The organism is Streptomyces sp. NPDC107522 (assembly GCF_055657525.1).
Window position 1 is genome coordinate 55,092 of sequence record NZ_JBVKAU010000020.1, and the last position, 18,598, is coordinate 73,689.

The window sequence follows — 18,598 nt, forward strand, 5'->3', positions numbered from 1 at the left end:
GCACCAAGGGGTGGTGGTGCCGGTGGAGTCCACGGACGACACGTCCGTACAGCTGCCTGCCGACGCGGAGATACACCGGCGGCTGGTCTACGGCGACGAGTCCGCGCTGGCCGAGGCGTATGCGGCGTACGGCGGGCTGGTGCGGCGGGTCGCCATGCGGGTCACCCGCTCCGCGGCCGCCGCCGAGGACGTGGCCCAGGAGGTCTTCGCCCAGCTGTGGAGCAGGCCGTACGCCTTCGAGCCGGGCCGTGGCTCGCTGCGCACCTGGCTGTCCGTGCTCGCCCACCGGCGGGCCGTGGACTGGGTCCGCAGCGAGGCCCGGCACCGCAAGGACGCCGGAACCGACGACTCCGCACTGCAGACCATCCCCGACGCCCGGCCCGGCCCCGACGAGACGGTCGTCGACCGGGAGCGCTCCCTCCTGCTGCACACCGCCCTCGCCGAACTCCCGCAGCCCCAGCGGGAGGTCGTCCACCTCGCCTACTTCGCCGGCCGCACCTACCGGCAGGCCGCCGTCGAGCTGGGCATCCCCGAGGGCACGGCCAAGACCCGGCTGCGCACCGCCCTGCGCACCTTGGCCCAGTCCTTGGCCGACCCGCCGGATCCGGCGCTCGAAAGGGGCGCATGATGGCGACAGGGGTACGAGCAGGGAACAGGCACGGGCCACGGGGAGGAGGTGCACGGTGACCGACGAACACGAGACGGTACGCGACCTGCTGGCCGCCTGGGCCTTCGGTGCCCTCGACCCGGTCGAGGAGAGGACGGTCCCGGCACACCTCGCCGAGTGCGAGAGCTGCGCGGCGGAGGCGGAACGACTGCGGGAGACGGTACGGCTGCTGGAGGGACCGGCGCTGCCCGGCGTCCCGGAGCGGCCGGCCGCCGACGTGGTGTCCTCCGCCCTGCGCGAGCGGCCCGCCGCACCGCGCGTCGCGGCGCACGCCGCGCCCTATGCCGCCGCCGTCACCGGGCTGAAAGCCCTGCTGCCCCAGGTGTACGGCCGCTGGGGGTACGACCGCTGGAACGCCCCGGTGGTGCACGACTGGGACGTGCACGCGACCGTCGCCCACCTCCTCGCCGCCGACGAGCACCTGGCGGTGCTGCTCGGGATCGAGGCGCAGGTGCCGCTCTCGCGGATCGAGGAGGGCACGGGCTGGGAGGCCGCCTGGAACCGGCGCACGGCCGATGTGATCGCCCATGAGCGACGCCGGAGCCCGGCGAAGACGGTCGCCGCCTGGTCGGCGCAGGCAAGCTCCCTGCTCGCCTCGGCGGAGGCCCACGAACCCGAACTCGCGGCCCGCGCCGTGGAGTTGATGGGACTGCGGCTGCCCGTCGCCGACCACTTCCTGGCGCGTGCCTTCGAGACGTGGATCCACACCGACGACATCGGCCGCGCGCTCGGCCTCGCCGTCCCACCCCCGCCCCAGGAGCACCTGGAGCAGCTGGTCCGCCTCGCCGTCCGCGTCCTCGGTCTGGCCCTCGGACCCACCGCGCCCCCGGTGCTGTTCTCGGTCACCGGGGGCGAGGAGTGGGTGCTGGGCTCCGCGGACGAGCCCGTCCGGGCCGAACTCACCCTTGATCCCGTCGACTTCTGCCTGCTGGTGGGCGGACGGTGCACGCCGCAGGCGGTGCCGAGGGGCGAGACGGGCGACGCGGCCGCCGTACGGAACGTACTGGAGCGGGCCGCGTCGCTGTCGTGGCTGTGAGGTCACCTCACCGCAGCGAGGTCACGTCACGGCGCGAGGTCACTTCACCGGCGTGAAGTCCCGCGCCCCGATGAACTCCGGCCGCCGAATGGGAGCCGCGAACGGCTCGACGGCCGCGTTCTCCACGCTGTTGAACACGATGAACACGTTGCTGCGCGGGAACGGGGTGATGTTGTCCCCCGAGCCGTGCATGCAGTTGCAGTCGAACCAGGTCGCCGAACCGGCCTTGCCCGTGAAGAGCTTGATGCCGTACTCGCTCGCCATCGCGGTCAGCGCCTCGTCGGACGGCGTGCCCGCGTCCTGCATCTGGAGGGACTTCTTGTAGTTGTCCTTGGGCGTGGCTCCCGCACACCCGAGGAAGGTCTTGTGCGAGCCGGGCATGATCATGAGCCCGCCGTTGGTGTCGTAGTTCTCGGTCAGCGCGATCGAGACGGACACCGTCCGCATGTTCGGCAGACCGTCCTCGGCGTGCCAGGTCTCGAAGTCGGAGTGCCAGTAGAAGCCGCTCGCCCCGAAGCCCGGCTTGACGTTGATCCGCGACTGGTGGACGTACACGTCCGAGCCGAGGATCTGCCGCGCCCGGCCGACGACCCGCTCGTCGCGCACCAGCGAGGCGAACACCTTGCTGATCTTGTGCACTTCGAAGACGGACCGGATCTCCTTGGACTTCGGCTCGATGATCGAGCGCTCGTCCGCGCGGATCCCCGGGTCGGTGACGAGCCGCTCCAGCTCCTGCCGGTAGACGGCGACCTCGTCGTCCGTGATGAGCTGGTCGATGGCGAGGAAGCCGTCGCGCTCGTACGACTGGAGGTCCGTGGTCGTGATCGGGCCCGGGGTGTCGGGGGCGCCCCACACGACGGGGTCCTGACGCGGGGTCGACACCTCGGTGGCGCCGCGGCTGGGGTAGAGATCGGTGACGTGTGCGGTCATGGCAGTGGTCATGGGGTTCTCACACCTCCTCGGGCTCGGTGAGCAGCGGGTACACGCCGTTCTCGTCGTGGTCCTCGCGGCCGGTCACGGGCGGGTTGAAGACACAGATGCAGCGGAAGTCCTCCTTGATCCGCAGCGTGTGCCTCTCGTGACCGTCCAGGAGGTACATGGTCCCGGGCGTGATCGCGTACGTCCGCCCGGTCTCGTGGTCGGTCAGCTCGGCCTCGCCCTCGACGCAGACGACGGCCTCGATGTGGTTCGCGTACCACATCGACGTCTCCGTACCCGCGTACAGGATCGTCTCGTGCAGGGAGAAGCCGACCTTCTCCTTGGCGAGGACGATGCGTTTGCTCTCCCAGGTGCCGGACGCCGATTTCACATGGCGCTCGGTGCCTTCGATGTCCTTGAACGAACGGACGATCACGGTGCTGCGATGCCTCCTAGGTGGTGGTGTGCTCGGTCGGTGAGGGGGTCGGTCAGGCGGTCTCGCGGGCGGCGCGGGCGAGGATGCTGAGCCCCTCGTCGAGCTCGTCCGGGGTGACGGTGAGGGCGGGGAGCAGCTTGACGACCTCGCTCTCCGGGCCGGACGTCTCGATGAGCAGCCCGAGTTCGAAGGCGCGCTGGGCGATGCGCCCGGCCCGCTCCTTGTCGTGGAACTCCATGCCCCACACCAGCCCGCGGCCCCGGTACTCCTTCACGTCGGCGAGGTTCTCCTCGCAGATGGCGATCAGCCCCTGCTCGACCTGCTCGCCGCGCGCCCGGGTCTGCTTCTCCATCGCGCTGCCGTCGGCCCAGTACATCTCCAGGGCGGCGGCCGCGGTGACGAAGGCGGGGTTGTTGCCGCGGAAGGTGCCGTTGTGCTCGCCCGGCTCCCAGATGTCCAGCTCGGGCTTGAACAGGCACAGCGACATGGGCAGGCCGTAGCCGCTGATGGACTTGGACACGGTGACGATGTCCGGTGTGATGCCCGCCTCCTCGAAGGAGAAGAAGGCACCCGTGCGCCCGCAGCCCATCTGGATGTCGTCGACGATCAGCAGCATGTCCTGCCGCTCGCACAGCTCGGCGAGCGCGCGCAGCCACTCGGGACGCGCGACATTGATGCCGCCCTCGCCCTGCACGGTCTCGACGATCACCGCGGCGGGCTTGTTGAGCCCGGAGCCCTGGTCCTCCAGCAGCCGCTCGAACCACAGGAAGTCCGGGACGGTGCCGTCGAAGTAGTTGTCGAACGGCATGGGCGTCCCGTGCACCAGCGGTATCCCGGCGCCGGCGCGCTTGAAGGCGTTGCCGGTGACGGCGAGGGAGCCGAGGGACATGCCGTGGAAGGCGTTGGTGAAGGACACGATGGCCTCGCGCCCCTTGACCTTGCGGGCCAGCTTCAGCGCCGACTCGACGGCGTTGGTGCCGGTCGGGCCCGGGAACATGACCTTGTACGGCAGGTCGCGCGGCCGCAGCACCAGGTCCTGGAAGGTCTGCAGGAAGGTGCGCTTGGCGCTGGTGGACATGTCGAGCCCGTGCGTGACGCCGTCCCGCTCCAGGTAGTCGATCAACGCCCGTTTCAGGACCGGGTTGTTGTGCCCGTAGTTCAGCGAGCCGGCCCCGGCGAAGAAGTCCAGATACTCGTGGCCGTCCTCGTCGTACATGCGGCTGCCTCGCGCACGGTCGAAGACGGTGGGCCAGCCGCGGCAGTAGCTGCGCACCTCGGACTCCAGGGTCTCGAAGACGCTGAGGTCGGGCTGGGTGATGGTCACGACGAATCGCTCCTCGTTGCGTGGGGGGAGGTCAGTGGGGGAGTCAGTGGGCAGGTCACAGGGAGAGGGGACCGATGCGGTACAGGACTTCGGGGTCGTGGGGCCCGTCCGGGAACACGCTCGTGGGGAACAGCACCTCGCGCTCGAGGGCGGCGCCGTGCCGCTCGGCGAAGGAGCGGAACAGCCGCTCGGAGGCGGTGTTGCCGGGCGTGATGGTGGTCTCGACGCTCGTGACGCCGTACGCCCCGCCGACCCGCGCGACGAGCCCGTCCAGCAGCGCGGCGGCGATGCCGCGTCCGCGGTGGGCGTCGTCCACGGCCACCTGCCAGACGAGCAGGGTGCTCGGGCGGTCCGGCCGTACGTACCCGGTGACGAAGCCGACCGGCTCCCCGCGCTCGTCACGCGCGACGGCCGACGTGCCGGCGAAGTCGCGGCACCACAGCAGATAGCTGTACGACGAGTTGAGGTCGAGGGCCTTGGAGTCTCTGGCAATCCGCCACAGCGCGGCCCCGTCGGCCACCGCCGGACGGTCGATTTGCAGGTCTGCTTGAGCGGCAGTCATGCGAATTGAATTTACCGAGGGAAATTCGAAATTGCATGGCCGTGAGGGGTTACGTGTGAGGCTCGGGTGTGTTATCACGCGGGCGTGAGCACCTACGCGAGACCGCTGCTGTTTGCCCCTTCTGTCCGGTTAATACCGTGCAAAACGGACGCGATGTGGAACGCGTCACAGCCATGTAACTCTCACGAGACCTGCCCGAATCACGCCGGTTGGCGTTCGCGAAATCTTTGCGTTTAGGTTCGGGGAAAGCGGGCAGAAGAGGAGGGGAAGCTGCCCTCTAAAGAATTCCAGGAATTACGCCGAATTCAGGCTCCGGTAACACCGTCGATACGCTCTCGCAGAATGTCGGCGTGGCCGTTGTGCCGCGCGTACTCCTCGATCATGTGAAGGAACACCCAGCGCAGACTGACCTCGACGCCGGCCATCGGCCCGTCGACGATCCGCCCGGCACGGTCCAGCGACCGCCCGGCGCACACCTCGCGCCCTCGCGCGATCTCCCGGCGCCATAGGGCGAGCGCTTCTTCGATACCGCGCCCCGGATCGGGGGCGTACCCGGTCTCCTCCGCGTATACCGGCGGCACGTCGAGTCCCCCGGCCACCCGCTGGAACCAGTTCCGCTCGACCTCGGCGAGATGCTGCACGAGCCCGAGCAGCGTCAGCGCGGACGGCTCCGCCGAGGCCAGCCGCACCTGCGTGTCGTCCAGCCCCGCGCACTTCAGCGCCAGGGTGGCCCGGTGAAACTCGAGCCAGCTCTCCAGCATGGGGCGCTCGTCGCCGGTCAGGAGCGGGACGGGGCGGCCGTCGGGGAGGGTCTGGGGTGCGTTGGTGGTCATGCGGGGAGCGTGACACGGCGGCCTGGCGGCGGGGTGGTTTTCAGCGGTGGGCGCATCGCGTGAGCTTCCTCGGGTGTGCGGCTTGTTCCCTCGCGGTGTGGCTCGGTCCTTCGATGCGCGACTTGTTGACGTGGTGTCTACCCAGTGGTTCAGTGGCCCAGTCACTGATCCACTGGCTGGTTGGGGGCCGGGATGGGCGTACTGCCGCGTGAAAGCACCGTCGATGTACTGGAGAAGCGGCTGCGGGAGGACATTCTCGCCGGGCGGCATCCGGCCGGGAGCTATCTGCCGCCCGAACGTGAGCTCGCCGACGAGTTCGGAGTCAACCGCACCACGCTGAAGCAGGCCTTCGGCCGGCTCGTGCAAGCGGGGTTGCTGGAGACACGGCACGGAGTGGGCACCCGCGTCCGGGACTTCCTGCGTCTGGGCGGGGCGGATCTCCTGCCGATGCTCGTGCGGCACAGCCCCGACTGGATCGGCGAGATCTTCGAAGTGCGCCGCAGCATCGGAGCGTTGATCGCCGAACGTGCCGCCGCCCGCGCCACGCCGGCCCAGGTCGCCGAACTGCGTGCCCTGGTCGCCGCCGTCAGGGACGCCGACGGCGGCGAGGACGTGCAGCTCGCGGACGCCGAAGTGCACCGCGCGCTCGCCCGGGCCACCGGCAACCGGGTGTACGTCCTGTTGACCAACACCCTGTTCAACGCCTACCTTCCGGTGCGCGCGGCCCTGGTCGACCCGTTCCTGGACGCCCGCGCCGCTCACGACCGTCTCGCACCGGTCGTCGAGGCCGTGGCCGCCGGCGACCAGGACGCGGCACGCGTCGCCGCGGGCGCCTACCTGTCGGCGACGGAACGCATCATGCTCGAGGGGCTGGCACGCGCAGGCCGACGCCGGGACGGTGCTCGGTGACCTCACGCGGGACGGTGTTCCAGGAGGCGATGCTCGGCCGGGCGCGGCTGGCCGACGAGGATCACGAGCGCCCCGTACGACTGGACCTCGTGGTCCGGGCCGGCACCGTGATGCTGCCCCACCGCACGACTCAGGCCCGCGTGACGGGGCGGGTGCGGATAGCAGGGCGGGCGGACGATGCCGAAGCCCGAGGCGAGTTGGAGATCTCGCCCCTGGCCCGCCGTAGGATCCGGTACCGGATCTCCTTCGCCATGGAGGGCCGGCGTCTGGTGCTCGACGGCTGGAAGTCCGTCTCGCCCGCACATCCCATCGCGTCGATGACCGTTCTGCCCTACACCCTGTACGAGGACGGTGAACGCGTCGGCGAGGGCACACTGCGCTTCCCCCTCGCCACCGGCCTGTTGCCCTTCCTCACGAGCTTCCGCTTCCCGCGTACGGCGGACTCCGCGCCCGACCCCTGCCTGGCCCCCCGCTGGGACAGAGAACCCGGGCGCACGGAGGTCTGGTACACGACCCTGACCGACCCCGCCACCGGCACCGGAGTCTGGCTGCACCACGAAGTCGTGGCGCCCACCGACGGCTCCGCCGCCTACGCCCACGGCTGGGTCGCCGTCTTCCCCGAGGACGGCCCCGCCGAGCACGCACGCTTCGGCCCCGTACCGTGGACGGCCCAGCAGCAGGGCTACGCCGCCGAGGGCATTCACGTCCGGCCCGGCCAACTCTCGGGATCTGCCGGGCCGTTCACCTGGTCGCTCACCGAGACGCCCCTCAGCGGGCCGCTGCACACCTTCCCCCGCTGGTCCTGGCGCCGCCCCTTGCTGCCGGCCAGCCACATGCTGCCGGCCGCCCGTTGCCTCTACAGCGGCACGGTCCGATACGGCGACGACGAGCTGCGCCTGGACCGCGCCCCCGGAGCGAGCGCCCGCATCTACGGGCATGGCAACGCACGGCGCTGGGCCTGGCTCCACGCGGACCTCGGCGGCGGGGATGTCCTGGAGATCGTCGCCGCGGTGTCCATGCGACGCGGACTCGACCGCCTGCCTCCCCTGGTGTTCCTACGGCTCCTGCGCGACGGACGCCCGTGGCCCCGGCGCGCCGAGCGCACGGCCGTCGGCTGGGCGGGACTCGGCCGGTTCCGGGCGGACATCGGCCTGCCCGAGTGGCGGGTGGCCGGCCGGGTGGGCAGGCGCCGTATCCGTGTGACGGTGACCCAGCCGCCGCAGCGGACCCTGGCGCTCGACTACACCGACCCCGACGGTTCCCCCGCGGTCTGCCGCAACAGCGAGACCTCGGACGCGGTGGTCAGCCTGGAGCGCTGGTGGGGAAGGTGGCGGCAGGAGGCCACCTGGCGGCTCTCCGGCACCGCCCACGCGGAGGTCGGCGACCGATGACTCCCTCAGCCGCCCCTCGTATCACGACACTTGCCGCGGCGCTGCTCGCGGACGACGGCACGGCCGAGTGGACCCGGGCCGTGCCCCGGCGCGTCGAGACGCTGCTCGCTGCCATGCCGGCCCCGGCCCGCACGGCGATTCGCGGCGCGACCGCGGCGATCAACGCCTATGCCCTGGCCCGCACGGGCCGACGCCTGCCCGCGCTCAGCTCCACGGAACGCGAGCGTGTCATGGCGTCCCTCGCCTCCCACCGGGCGCTGCTGCCGCTCCTGGACGCGGTGAAGGTGCCGGTGCTGCTGGCGGCCGGCACCGAACGCACCCTGCACCACGGCCGCCCGGCGCCCTCCGCACCCACCTCCGAGGACCCGCCGCTCGACTGCACACCCTCCCGGGACTGGCCGACGCGCTCCACTGCCGACGCCGTCGTCGTCGGATCCGGCGCGGGCGGCGCCATGGCCGCCCGGACCCTGGCCCGCGCCGGCATGCGCGTCGTCATCGTCGAGGAGGGCGACCACCACACCACCGCGTCCTTCGCCCGCAGAACCCCGCTCGACCGCTTCACCGACCTCTACCGGGACGGCGGCGCCACCATCGCCCTCGGCAACCCTCCGCTGGTCCTGCCCGTCGGCCGCGCGGTCGGCGGCACCACCGTCGTCAACTCCGGAACCTGCTACCGCACCCCGGACGACGTCCTCACACGCTGGCGGGGCCGCTACGGATTCGCCGTCGCCGAGGGCTTCGACGCCCACCTCGACGAGGTGGAACGCATCCTGCGCGTCGCCCGGCAACCGCTGGACGTCCTCGGCAACAACGGACTCCTCGCCCTGGCCGGCGCGAAGGAACTCGGCTGGACCGCAGCACCCCTGCGCCGCAACGCCCCCGGCTGCAAGGGCTCCTGCCAGTGCGTCGTCGGCTGCCCCACCGGCGCCAAGCAGAGCGTGCAGCTGTCCGTGCTCCCCGAAGCGTGCGCGGCGGGCTGCCGCATCGTGACGGGCGCCCGCGTCCTGCGGATCCTCACCGACCGCGACCGGCCGGGCGGGCCACGCGCCGCCGGGGTGGTGGTGGCCCGCCCCGGCGGCAGCGAACTGGAGATCCTCAGCCCGCTGGTCGTGGTCGCCGCCGGCGCCCTGCAGACCCCGCAGTTGCTGCGCCGCTCGGGCCTCGGCGGACATCCCCGGACCGGCCGGAACCTCAGTGTGCACCCCGCGATCAGCGTCGCGGGCCGCTTCAGCAGCCCGGTCACCGGTTGGCAGGGCGTCCTGCAGAGCGTCGGCGTGGAGGAACTGCACGCCGACGGCATCCTCATCGAAGCCACCGCCGCACCCCCGGGCATGAGCTCGTTCGTACTGCCCGGCGTCGGCCGCGAACTGCGCCGAGAGGTGGAGGCAACGGAACAGCTGGCGACACTCGGCGCCATGATCGCCGACCGCCCCTCCGGCCGCGTCCTCGGCAGGGACCGCACGCTGCTCCGCTACGACCTGGCACCGCGCGACGCGCGCCGCCTGCTGCGGGCCCAACGAGCCATGGGCCGCCTGCTGTTCGCAGCCGGCGCGGAGGAGGTCCTGACCGGCGTCCCGCACGCCCCACGCGCTCGTACTCCCGGCCAACTGGAGGCTTTCCTCGACAAGGTGACGGCGCGTCACCTGCATGTATCCGCGTTTCACCCCACGGGTACGGCAGCCGCGGGGGTCGACCCCGAGCGTTCGCCGGCCGACCCGGAAGGGCGCCTGCGCGGCGTCCACGGCGTACTGATCGCCGACGGATCCGTACTGCCGAGCTGTCCGGAGGTGAACCCGCAGCTGAGCATCATGGCGGCGGCGCTGGGCGTCGCCGAGCGCTCACTGACGGCCGACGTATAGGTGGGGGCGCTACGGCTCGAGCGAGTCGGCCAGCTCGGCGACGACCTGCGCATGGCACGCCTGCGGGACACACCAGCAGCCGAGCCTGCGGCCCCGGAGGGCGGGCAGCAGAGCGAGCAGGTCGGGACGGCTCAGCAGGTGGTCGCGGTACCTGCCGACCACCTCCTCCCGGGTGCCGTCCCGGCCCGGCCGGAAGGGGCTGGCGAGCGGAGATCCCTCCAGGTCCCACCCACCGCGGTGCATCGCGCGGCCGACGTAGACGACGTCTGCGTAGTCCGGATCGTCGCGATGCCCCTTCATGTTGACGACCGTGGTCCGCTGCCTGCGGTCCATGCCCTGTGCGCCTCCTCAGCCCGCGCCCGGCATCGCGAAGACGGCGCAGGTGGCCGTCCCGTGTGCGTACAGCTTGCCGTCGTCGATCCCGACGATGCGTGCCTCAGCGGTCGCCGTCGTCCGGCCGACATGGATCGCGTCGGCCGTACACCGCAGCGTCGCCGTCGTGGCCAGCACCGGCCTGACGAGATTCACCCCGAGCTGGACGGTGGTGTAGGCACGGCCGGCCGGCAGGAGCGTCAGTACGGCGGTACCGAGGGCGGAGTCGAGAAGGGTGGCCATATAGCCTCCGTGGACCGTGCCCATGGGGTTGAGAAGGTGCTCCCCGGGCCGGCCCTCGAACACGGCCTGCCCTTCCTCCACCTCCACGAGCCGAAAGCCGAGCGTCCCGCAGATCGGGGCTTCCGGCAGCCGTCCGTCCAGACTCATACGGGCCAGCTCGATGCCCGGGATGCCGCCGACGGCTTCGTCGCCGACAGTGCTGTGATAGTGCGTGGCGGGGTGCGCCATGGTGTGCTTTGTCCGTCCCGTAATGACAGACCCCACCTTCGGGGGTCTACTGCCGATGTCTTGGGCCGCCGGGCGGCAAGGCGCGCTTGACGCCCCCTCCCGCCCGGCGTTGTCCTCGTGCCGCCCCTCGTCAGGGAAGCTTGACCGCCAGGAGGTCGACGGGCCGGATGTCCGGCGCCTCGCTGAGCAGGGTCTCGGCGGCGTCCATGAGCGCGGCGGCGATCTTGCCCTGCAGGTGTCCCTTACGTCCGTCCTCGTCGGCGAAGGTGTCGAAGACGCCGAAGGTGGTGGCGCCCTGCCGGAACGCGAACCAGGTCACGGTGTGGTCCTCCTGCTCCGCGAGCCGCAGGGCGTCGCGCAACAGGACCTCGACCTTGTCGGCGTACTCGGGCCTGGCCTCGATGCGGGCCAGCAGTCCGAGGTTGTTCATGGTGCACTCCCGTGGTGTGGTCTGCGTACGTCGGGCGGTGCCGGTACCGGGCACCGGATCTCGTCCGGACACCACGAACCTAGGCCGCTCGGACCGGCCGTCCCAGTGTCGTAAACGACGTCTTCGATATCGTTTCCGTCATGGACGTGGCTGTGCTCGCATACGACGGTGTCTTCGACTCGGGGCTCGCCGCCCTCCTGGATGTCCTCGAGGGGGCGAACAGCATGCGGGGCGAGCTGCCGGAGCCCCCGCCCGCCTGGAACGTCACCACGATCGGCTTCCGCCGCCGGATCCGTACGGGCGCGGGACACGTGGTCGAGGCGGCCCCCGTCGGCGCGGTCGAGAACGCGGACCTGCTGGTGGTGCCCGCCCTGGCGGAACGGCGCCCCGACGCCCTGATCGCACATGTCTCGGGTCCCGCCTCGGCCCCCGCGAGGCGCCTGCTGGCCGCCACCCGCGAACGCGGCACACCCGTGGCCTCGGCCTGCACGGGCACATGGCTGCTGGCCGAATCGGGGATCCTCGACGGCCTGGAGGCCACCACCAGCTGGTGGCTCGCCCCGTACTTCCGCAAGCGCTACCCGGCGGTGACCGTCGACCAGACCCGTATGGTCGCCAGTTCCAACGGCGTCACCACGGCGGGGGCGGCCTTCGGCCACGTCGACCTGGCCCTCGCGATCGTACGGATGACCAGTCCGGCCCTCGCCGATCTGGTCGCCCGCTATCTGGTCGTCGACGAACGCCCGTCACAGGCGGCGTACGCGATCTCGACGGCGCTCGCGCAGAGCGACCCGACGCTGGCGGCGTTCGAGCGCTGGGCCCGCGCCCACCTCGACCAGCCGATCTCCATCACCGACGCGGCCCGGGCCATCGGCGTCAGTGAACGCACACTCCAGCGGGCTGTGCGCCGCACACTGGGCACGTCCCCGGTCGGCTTCCTCCAGGACCTACGAGTGGAACGCGCCTCCCACCTCCTCCGCACCACGAACCTCCCCCTGGAGGCCATCGCCCACAAGGTCGGCTACGAACACGCCAACACCCTCCGCATCCTGCTGCGCGAGCGCACAGGGACGACGGCGAGCGCGATGCGCGCGAGGTGACCGGCCACGGGGAGGAGCCGCCGTCCCGATCCCCTACCACCCGCAGGGGGCAGCCACTTCGCGACGCCGGTCCTGGCATCCCAGCCGGTCCGGCGTTTGAGGCGGAGGCCGCAACCGTCCCGATCCCCCACCCACCCGCAAGGGGCTCCGCCTCTCGACGCCGGTCCGCATCATTCAGCCCGTCCGGCGTTTGAGGACGAGGCCCTTTCGGGGCCGGCGGGGGTCCAGGGGGCGGAGCCCCCTGGCGGGGTGGAAGGGGCGGAGCCCCTTCAAGGATGGGACGGGTAGGGGCGGCGGGGGCGAGAAACCGCTACCGCCAGCCCGCGTCCACCACCCGCAGCGCCCCCTCCACATCCACGTCCAACCCCTTCTCCGCCAGCGCAGCCCCCAGCGCCGCCAGACACCCCCGCACAGCCCCGACCGTCGCATCCACCCCGTAGTGATTGACCCGGATCATCTCCTTGGCCAACGCCCCACCCCCCGCGGCCAACGGCAACCCGGGATCGACCTCCAGCGCCCGAGCCACGACCTCCGACGCCACCACCCCCGCCGGCGCCCGAAGCGTCGTAGCGACAGGAGCGGCCTCCACGGCCTCGTACACGTACGGCTCCAACCCCCCACCCAGCGCCACCGCCCCGGCCCGAGTCGACAGCGCGGCGGCCCGGTGACGGGCCATCACCGCATCCGGCCCGTCCGCCTCGATCCGCTCCACGCACGCCTCCAGCGCCAGCATCTCCAACTGCGCCGGCGCATGCAGCAGCCCCTTGCGCCCGCCGTCGATCCACCGCTCCTTCCAGTCGAGGAGCGACAGATACGACCGCCGCGGCGCCCCCGGATTCGCCGCCATCCGAGCCCACGCACGCTCGCTCACCGACACCGCCGACACCCCGGCCGGCCCACCCATCGCCTTCTGCGCCCCGATCACGCACAGGTCCACACCCCACACGTCCGGCAGCACCGGCTCCGCCCCGATGGACGCCACCGCGTCCAGGTAGAACAGCGCCCCGTGCTCCCGCACGACCTCGCCGATCTCCGCGACGGGGTTCGTGTTGCCGGTGGCCGCCTCCGCGTGCACCAGGGACACGAAGTCGATCTCCGGATGCTCGGCGAAGGCCTGACGGATCTGGTCCGCCGTAACGGCCGTATGGAAGGGCACCGCCAGATCGATCACGGTCGCGCCGCAGTCACGCAGCCAGTTCCCGAAGGTCTGCCCGTACGGACCGGTGATCACGTTCAGCGCGGTCGTGCCGGGCCCGGCCGTCCCGCGGATCGCCCCTTCCAGCGGCAGCAACGCCTCACCCTGCATGATCACGACGTCCTGCTCGGTCCCGAGCAGCCGTGCCACCCGGTCCTCGATGGAAGCGAAGTGCTCCGCGCTCAGCGGGGACAGGTCGAGGAAGGGATGGGTCACGGCAGGAACTCTCTTCACGTCGGAGTGGCAGACGGTGTCGAGGGTAACCATCGCCCCTGACAGCCCTCGGATTGTCGACTTCTTAGGCCGGACAGCCCTCCGACCATCGGTTTGGTTTGAGGGCCTCAAACCTTTCCTTATAATCGGAACCCACAGTTCCCCGACAGGAGGCTCCCCGTGAAGACGACCCTCGGGCGCCGGACCCGACTTCTGGCCGCCACGACCGCGACGGCCGGGCTGGTGCTCGTGGCCGGCTGCACGTCCTCCGACGACAACGGCGGCAGCGGTACGAAGACCGCGGCCGGCGGCGTCGAGCTCGTCAAGGCGGGCCGGCTCACCACCTGCACCCACCTGCCGTACCCGCCCTTCCAGTCGGAGATCGACGGCAAGGTGCAGGGCTTCGACGTGTCGCTGATCGACCTGGTCGCCAACGACCTGGGCGTGAAGCAGACGATCGTCGACCAGCCCTTCGAGAACTTCAAGACCGGCGGGTCCCTCAACGCCGGCCAGTGTGACCTCGCCGCCGCCGGCATGACCATCACCGAGGAGCGCAAGAAGAACGTCGACTTCTCGGACCCGTACTTCGACGCCACCCAGGCCGTCCTCGTCGACAAGAACAGCGGCGTGAACTCGCTCGCCGACATCAAGTCGAAGGGCGTGAAGCTGGGCGCCCAGGCACAGACCACCGGCGAGGACTACGTCAAGGGCAAGGGCTTCGACCCGGTCTCCTTCGAGTCCTCCGACGCCGTCCTCAACGGCCTGCGCACCGGCCAGGTCAAGGCCGTCGTCATCGACTACCCGGTCGTCCAGGGCTGGCTGAAGGACAAGGCCAACGCGGACAAGTTCGAGGTCGTCGACAACCTCAACACCGGCGAGCAGTACGGCTTCACGGTGAAGAAGGGCAACACCAAGCTCCGCGACGCCATCAACAAGGCGCTCGCCGACGCCAAGGCCGACGGCACGTACAAGAAGCTGTACGAGCAGTGGATCGGCCCGTACGACGAGTCCGCGGCGTCCCCGTCCGCCTCATGACCGCCACCGACATAGAGGTACAGCCGAAGAAGAAGGGCCTGACCCGGCGGCAGAAGCGCACCCTGTCGCGCGGCATCCAGTACGTCGTCTTCGTCGCGGCCGTGGTCGCCTTCGCGCTCGCGGCCGACTGGGACCGGCTGCAGAACCAGTTCGCGCAGGGCGACATCGCGCGGCAGATGTTCCCGGACGTCATCACGCTGGCGTTGAAGAACACGGTGCTGTACACGGTGTCCGGGTTCGCCGTCGGACTGGCCCTCGGCATGGTGATCGCGCTGATGCGACTGTCGTCCGTGGGTCCCTACCGCTGGCTCGCCGGCGTCTACATCGAGATCTTCCGCGGCCTGCCCGCCCTGCTGATCTTCATCTTCATCGGCGTGGCCGTGCCCCTGGCCTTCCCGGGTACCGAGATCGTCGGCGGCACCTACGGCAAGGTCGCGCTCGCGCTCGGCCTGGTGGCCGCCGCGTACATGGCGGAGACGATCCGCGCGGGCATCCAGGCCGTGCCCAAGGGGCAGATGGAGGCGGCCCGTTCGCTGGGCTTCTCGCCGGCCCGGGCCATGGTCTCGATCATCATCCCCCAGGCCTTCCGGATCATCCTCCCGCCGCTGACCAACGAGCTGGTCCTCCTCTTCAAGGACTCCTCACTGGTGCTGTTCCTCGGCGTCACCCTGGAGGAACGCGAACTGTCCAAGTTCGGCCGCGACCTGGCCAGCACGACCGCCAACTCCACGCCGATCCTGGTCGCGGGCCTGTGCTACCTGCTGGTCACGATCCCGCTCGGCTTCGTCGTACGCCGTATGGAGGCGAAGGCCCAGGAGGCCGTCAAGTGAGCACCACGAGTACCAGGGCAGAGATCCAGGTCCGAGACCTGCACAAGTCGTTCGGCGACAACCAGGTGCTGCGCGGCATCGACCTGGAGATCGGCCAGGGCGAGGTCGTGTGCGTCATCGGCCCGTCCGGCTCGGGCAAGTCCACGCTCCTTCGCTGCGTGAACCTGCTCGAAGAACCCACCAAGGGCCAGGTCTTCGTCGGCGGCACCGAGCTCACCGACCCGGACGTCGACATCGACGCCGTACGCCGCCGTATCGGCATGGTCTTCCAGCAGTTCAACCTGTTCCCGCACCTGACGGTGACCGAGAACCTCACCCTGCCGCAGCGCCGGGTCCTCAGGCGCGACAAGGCCACGGCCGCCAAGGTCGCCGCCGAGAACCTGGAGCGGGTCGGCCTGGCGGAGAAGGCGACGGCGTATCCGTCGTCCCTCTCGGGCGGCCAGCAGCAGCGCGTCGCCATCGCCCGGGCGCTCGCGATGGGCCCCCAGGTGATGCTGTTCGACGAGCCGACGTCGGCGCTGGACCCCGAGCTGGTCGGCGACGTCCTGGCCGTCATGCGCATGCTCGCCGACGAGGGCATGACGATGATGGTCGTCACCCACGAGATGACCTTCGCGCGCGAGGTCGCCGACCGGGTCGTCTTCATGGACGGCGGCGTGATCGTCGAGGACGGCACCCCCGACCAGGTCATCGCCAACCCGCGGCACGAACGCACCCGCCACTTCCTCTCCCGCCTCCTCGACCCGGCGATGGCGGAGGTGGAGGAGGAGACCTCGGACCAGGTGGGCAAGGGCGACTAGCCGGTCATCAGGGTCCGGTCATTAGGGTGCAGTCATGAGCGAACGCGCGGTGCTGCACGTGAAGGGCCGGGTCCTGGCCGGACCCGACGACGTCCGGGACGAGCTGTGGGTCGTCGACGGCCGGATCTCCTACGACCGTCCCGTCGGCGCCCACGACGTCCGTACCGTCGAAGGCTGGGCCCTGCCCGGCCTCGTCGACGCGCACTGCCACGTGGGTCTCGGCGCGCACGGCCCGGTCGACGACGACATCGCGGAGAAGCAGGCGCTGACCGACCGTGACGCGGGCACCCTGCTGATCCGCGACGCCGGTTCGCCCTCCGACACCCGCTGGGTCGACGACCGCGAGGACCTGCCGAAGATCATCAGGGCCGGTCGGCACATCGCCCGCACCCGCCGCTACATCCGCGGCTACGCCCACGAGATCGAACCGGACGACCTCGTCGCCTACGTCGCCCAGGAGGCCCGGCGCGGCGACGGCTGGGTCAAGCTGGTCGGCGACTGGATCGACCGCGACCTCGGGGACCTCGCGCCCAGCTGGCCGCGCGAGGCGGTCGAGGCGGCCATCGCCGAGGCCCACCGCCTGGGCGCCCGCGTCACCGCGCACTGCTTCTCGGAGGACTCGCTGCAGGACCTGGTCGAGTCGGGCATCGACTGCATCGAACACGCCACAGGTCTGACGGAGGACCTGATCCCGCTGTTCGCCGAGCGCGGGGTGGCGATCGTCCCCACCCTCGTGAACATCGCGACCTTCCCGAAGCTGGCCGACGGCGGCGAGTCCAGGTTCCCCCGCTGGTCGGCCCACATGCGCCGCCTCCACGAACGCCGCTACGACACCGTCCGCTCCGCCTACGACGCCGGTATCCCCGTCTACGTCGGCACGGACGCGGGCGGCACCCTGCCCCACGGCCTGGTGGCGGCCGAGGTGGCGGAACTGGTCACCGCCGGCATCCCGCCGGTCGAGGCCCTCGCCGCGACGACCTGGGCGGCCCGGGCGTGGCTCGGCCGACCCGGCCTGGAGGAGGGGGCGGTGGCGGACCTGGTGGTGTACGAGACGGATCCGCGGGCCGACGTACGAGTGCTGGCGGCACCGCGGCGGGTCGTCCTGAACGGGCAGATCGTGGGCTGAACCGGCTGCCCGGCGGGTGACTGTGGAGAACGTGCGTGCCACGAGGTTCGAAAACCTGCACGGGAAACACACGTAGGGGTGAAGTCCTGGCAGGATGCTGACCGTTCACCCCGCGTGCGCGATTCTTGCCGGGTCCCGAGCAAGTCTCCCCCGAGGGGTTCCCCACCTTGAACGGCAACACATTCCGCCTGCCCGCACGCCGTCTCGCCACCGTCGCGACGGCCACCGCCCTGACCGCCGGTTCCGCGGTCCTGGGCCTCGCGGGCCCCGCGCACGCCACCGGCGACGAGGGGCGCGCGAGCGCCGTCGTCCTGCGCACCGGGCTCGACGTCCATCTGCTCGACAAGACCGTGAACATCCCGCTCGCGGTCTCCCTGAACGAGGTGCAGGCGCCGCAGAGCTCCGACAAGGCCACGCTGACGGCCCAGTTGAACGGCGTGGACGGCGGAAAGCCGTTCAGCGTGCTGAGCGCGGAGGTCGCCTCGGCGAAGGCGACGGTCGCCGACGGCAAGGCCGAGGGATACACCAATCTCGCCCACGCCAAGGTCCATGTGCCCGGTCTGCCGCTCCTGTCGCTCATCGAGGTCGGACAGGTCACCTCCAAGGCCACCTGCGAGGCCGGCAGGAAGCCGACCGCCTCCTCCAACCTGCTGGGCGATGTCACCGTGCTGGGCAAGAAGGTCACGCTGACCGCGGGCGGGACCACGAACGTCCAGGTGCCGGGCGTGGGCGACGTCCGGCTGGACTACTCAAAGACGGAGACCACCTCTCGTACGGCCGCCGCCACCGCCCTCGAACTCAAGGTCGCCGTCGACCCGTTGAAGCTGAACGTCGCCGATGTCGAGGGCACCCTGACCCTGGCGAAGGCGACCTGCGAGACCCCGGCCGAGCCCGCTCAGGAAGCCGCCCCGAGCGCCGAGTCGAGCACGGACCCGGCCGACGACGTGCGGCCCCAGGGCGAGTCGGACGACGACGGCCTCGCGGAGACCGGCGGCAGCTCCACGACGCCGTACATCGCGGGCGGCGCGGTCGCGCTGCTCCTGGCGGGCGGGGGAGCGGTGGCGTTCGCGCGCCGGGGTCGCGGCTGACGC

20 protein-coding genes are annotated in these 18,598 nt (G+C 71.1%); 11 read left to right on the forward strand and 9 right to left on the reverse strand.

What is annotated here, in order from left to right; translation table 11 throughout:
- Positions 1-10: 10 nt before the first annotated feature.
- Complete coding sequence (locus ACZ7L6_RS37935; protein WP_471932107.1) at positions 11-628, forward strand: RNA polymerase sigma factor; 618 nt, start codon at positions 11-13, stop codon at positions 626-628.
- A 55-nt stretch (positions 629-683) separates the two neighbouring features.
- Positions 684-1,703 (forward strand): maleylpyruvate isomerase family mycothiol-dependent enzyme, encoded by a 1,020-nt coding sequence (locus ACZ7L6_RS37940; protein WP_471932109.1) that lies wholly within the window; start codon positions 684-686, stop codon positions 1,701-1,703.
- A gap of 39 nt (positions 1,704-1,742) precedes the next feature.
- Here the strand turns inward: ACZ7L6_RS37940 and thpD are convergent, their stop codons facing one another.
- The 5 genes from thpD to ACZ7L6_RS37965 form a co-directional block, all read right to left on the reverse strand.
- Positions 1,743-2,645, reverse strand: a complete 903-nt coding sequence (thpD, locus tag ACZ7L6_RS37945) for an ectoine hydroxylase (RefSeq protein WP_471932111.1) — start codon at positions 2,643-2,645, stop codon at positions 1,743-1,745.
- A 7-nt stretch (positions 2,646-2,652) separates the two neighbouring features.
- Positions 2,653-3,057, reverse strand: a complete 405-nt coding sequence (locus ACZ7L6_RS37950; RefSeq protein ID WP_471932113.1) for an ectoine synthase — start codon at positions 3,055-3,057, stop codon at positions 2,653-2,655.
- Between the two features lie 52 nt (positions 3,058-3,109).
- The gene (gene ectB / locus ACZ7L6_RS37955) at positions 3,110-4,381 is read right to left on the reverse strand and encodes a diaminobutyrate--2-oxoglutarate transaminase (protein WP_471932115.1); all 1,272 of its coding nucleotides are present in this window, start codon (positions 4,379-4,381) and stop codon (positions 3,110-3,112) included.
- Positions 4,382-4,436: 55 nt separating this feature from the next.
- Complete coding sequence (gene ectA / locus ACZ7L6_RS37960; RefSeq protein ID WP_471932117.1) at positions 4,437-4,943, reverse strand: diaminobutyrate acetyltransferase; 507 nt, start codon at positions 4,941-4,943, stop codon at positions 4,437-4,439.
- A gap of 305 nt (positions 4,944-5,248) precedes the next feature.
- Positions 5,249-5,776, reverse strand: a complete 528-nt coding sequence (locus tag ACZ7L6_RS37965; protein WP_471932119.1) for a DinB family protein — start codon at positions 5,774-5,776, stop codon at positions 5,249-5,251.
- 192 nt (positions 5,777-5,968) lie between these two features.
- Between ACZ7L6_RS37965 and ACZ7L6_RS37970 the strand changes: the two genes are divergently transcribed.
- The 3 genes from ACZ7L6_RS37970 to ACZ7L6_RS37980 are packed head-to-tail and all read left to right on the forward strand — an operon-like array spanning position 5,969 to position 9,935.
- Entirely contained in the window at positions 5,969-6,685 is a 717-nt protein-coding gene (locus tag ACZ7L6_RS37970; RefSeq protein ID WP_471932121.1) for a FadR/GntR family transcriptional regulator, read from the forward strand.
- Entirely contained in the window at positions 6,682-8,076 is a 1,395-nt protein-coding gene (locus ACZ7L6_RS37975; RefSeq protein ID WP_471932123.1) for a hypothetical protein, read from the forward strand. The genes ACZ7L6_RS37970 and ACZ7L6_RS37975 overlap by 4 nt, the downstream gene beginning before the upstream one ends.
- The gene (locus tag ACZ7L6_RS37980; protein WP_471932125.1) at positions 8,073-9,935 is read left to right on the forward strand and encodes a GMC family oxidoreductase; all 1,863 of its coding nucleotides are present in this window, start codon (positions 8,073-8,075) and stop codon (positions 9,933-9,935) included. The genes ACZ7L6_RS37975 and ACZ7L6_RS37980 overlap by 4 nt, the downstream gene beginning before the upstream one ends.
- Positions 9,936-9,944: 9 nt before the next feature.
- On the opposite strand, the gene ACZ7L6_RS37985 is transcribed toward ACZ7L6_RS37980, so the two are convergent.
- The 3 genes from ACZ7L6_RS37985 to ACZ7L6_RS37995 form a co-directional block, all read right to left on the reverse strand.
- On the reverse strand, positions 9,945-10,268 hold the full coding sequence (locus ACZ7L6_RS37985) for a DUF4326 domain-containing protein (RefSeq protein ID WP_471932127.1): 324 nt from the start codon (positions 10,266-10,268) through the stop codon (positions 9,945-9,947).
- Between the two features lie 15 nt (positions 10,269-10,283).
- Positions 10,284-10,778: a PaaI family thioesterase gene (locus ACZ7L6_RS37990; protein ID WP_471932129.1), complete on the reverse strand. Its 495-nt coding sequence runs from the start codon at positions 10,776-10,778 to the stop codon at positions 10,284-10,286.
- A 130-nt stretch (positions 10,779-10,908) separates the two neighbouring features.
- Complete coding sequence (locus ACZ7L6_RS37995) at positions 10,909-11,208, reverse strand: putative quinol monooxygenase (RefSeq protein ID WP_471932131.1); 300 nt, start codon at positions 11,206-11,208, stop codon at positions 10,909-10,911.
- A gap of 140 nt (positions 11,209-11,348) precedes the next feature.
- Between ACZ7L6_RS37995 and ACZ7L6_RS38000 the strand changes: the two genes are divergently transcribed.
- Positions 11,349-12,308, forward strand: coding sequence for a GlxA family transcriptional regulator (locus tag ACZ7L6_RS38000; protein WP_471932133.1), 960 nt, complete (start codon positions 11,349-11,351; stop codon positions 12,306-12,308).
- A gap of 310 nt (positions 12,309-12,618) precedes the next feature.
- Here the strand turns inward: ACZ7L6_RS38000 and ACZ7L6_RS38005 are convergent, their stop codons facing one another.
- The gene (locus tag ACZ7L6_RS38005) at positions 12,619-13,719 is read right to left on the reverse strand and encodes a pyridoxal-phosphate-dependent aminotransferase family protein (protein WP_471932135.1); all 1,101 of its coding nucleotides are present in this window, start codon (positions 13,717-13,719) and stop codon (positions 12,619-12,621) included.
- Between the two features lie 177 nt (positions 13,720-13,896).
- Here ACZ7L6_RS38005 and ACZ7L6_RS38010 point away from each other — a divergent pair, with 177 nt between their 5' ends.
- The 5 genes from ACZ7L6_RS38010 to ACZ7L6_RS38030 all read left to right on the forward strand — a co-directional run bounded on the left by ACZ7L6_RS38010 (position 13,897) and on the right by ACZ7L6_RS38030 (position 18,595).
- The gene (locus ACZ7L6_RS38010) at positions 13,897-14,751 is read left to right on the forward strand and encodes a transporter substrate-binding domain-containing protein (RefSeq protein ID WP_471932137.1); all 855 of its coding nucleotides are present in this window, start codon (positions 13,897-13,899) and stop codon (positions 14,749-14,751) included.
- Positions 14,748-15,581: an amino acid ABC transporter permease gene (locus ACZ7L6_RS38015; RefSeq protein WP_471932139.1), complete on the forward strand. Its 834-nt coding sequence runs from the start codon at positions 14,748-14,750 to the stop codon at positions 15,579-15,581. Before ACZ7L6_RS38010 ends, ACZ7L6_RS38015 begins: the two co-directional genes overlap by 4 nt.
- Positions 15,578-16,381, forward strand: a complete 804-nt coding sequence (locus ACZ7L6_RS38020) for an amino acid ABC transporter ATP-binding protein (protein WP_471932141.1) — start codon at positions 15,578-15,580, stop codon at positions 16,379-16,381. Before ACZ7L6_RS38015 ends, ACZ7L6_RS38020 begins: the two co-directional genes overlap by 4 nt.
- A gap of 34 nt (positions 16,382-16,415) precedes the next feature.
- Positions 16,416-17,507 carry an amidohydrolase family protein gene (locus tag ACZ7L6_RS38025; protein WP_471932143.1) on the forward strand — a complete coding sequence of 364 codons (1,092 nt, stop codon included), beginning with the start codon at positions 16,416-16,418 and terminating at the stop codon, positions 17,505-17,507.
- 167 nt (positions 17,508-17,674) lie between these two features.
- A complete protein-coding gene (locus ACZ7L6_RS38030; RefSeq protein WP_471932145.1) occupies positions 17,675-18,595 on the forward strand; it encodes an SCO1860 family LAETG-anchored protein in 921 nt (306 codons plus the stop codon).
- Positions 18,596-18,598: the final 3 nt, after the last annotated feature.

What these genes read in the sequence shown, in the direction of transcription:
- thpD (WP_471932111.1), bottom strand. Translation starts at nt 2,645, where the DNA reads ATGACCACTGCCATGACCGCACACGTCACCGATCTCTACCCCAGCCGC.
- ectA (WP_471932117.1), bottom strand. Translation starts at nt 4,943, where the DNA reads ATGACTGCCGCTCAAGCAGACCTGCAAATCGACCGTCCGGCGGTGGCC.
- ACZ7L6_RS37965 (WP_471932119.1), bottom strand. Translation starts at nt 5,776, where the DNA reads ATGACCACCAACGCACCCCAGACCCTCCCCGACGGCCGCCCCGTCCCG.
- ACZ7L6_RS37970 (WP_471932121.1), top strand. Translation starts at nt 5,969, where the DNA reads ATGGGCGTACTGCCGCGTGAAAGCACCGTCGATGTACTGGAGAAGCGG.
- ACZ7L6_RS37980 (WP_471932125.1), top strand. Translation starts at nt 8,073, where the DNA reads ATGACTCCCTCAGCCGCCCCTCGTATCACGACACTTGCCGCGGCGCTG.
- ACZ7L6_RS37985 (WP_471932127.1), bottom strand. Translation starts at nt 10,268, where the DNA reads ATGGACCGCAGGCAGCGGACCACGGTCGTCAACATGAAGGGGCATCGC.
- ACZ7L6_RS37990 (WP_471932129.1), bottom strand. Translation starts at nt 10,778, where the DNA reads ATGGCGCACCCCGCCACGCACTATCACAGCACTGTCGGCGACGAAGCC.
- ACZ7L6_RS37995 (WP_471932131.1), bottom strand. Translation starts at nt 11,208, where the DNA reads ATGAACAACCTCGGACTGCTGGCCCGCATCGAGGCCAGGCCCGAGTAC.
- ACZ7L6_RS38000 (WP_471932133.1), top strand. Translation starts at nt 11,349, where the DNA reads ATGGACGTGGCTGTGCTCGCATACGACGGTGTCTTCGACTCGGGGCTC.
- ACZ7L6_RS38015 (WP_471932139.1), top strand. Translation starts at nt 14,748, where the DNA reads ATGACCGCCACCGACATAGAGGTACAGCCGAAGAAGAAGGGCCTGACC.
- ACZ7L6_RS38025 (WP_471932143.1), top strand. Translation starts at nt 16,416, where the DNA reads ATGAGCGAACGCGCGGTGCTGCACGTGAAGGGCCGGGTCCTGGCCGGA.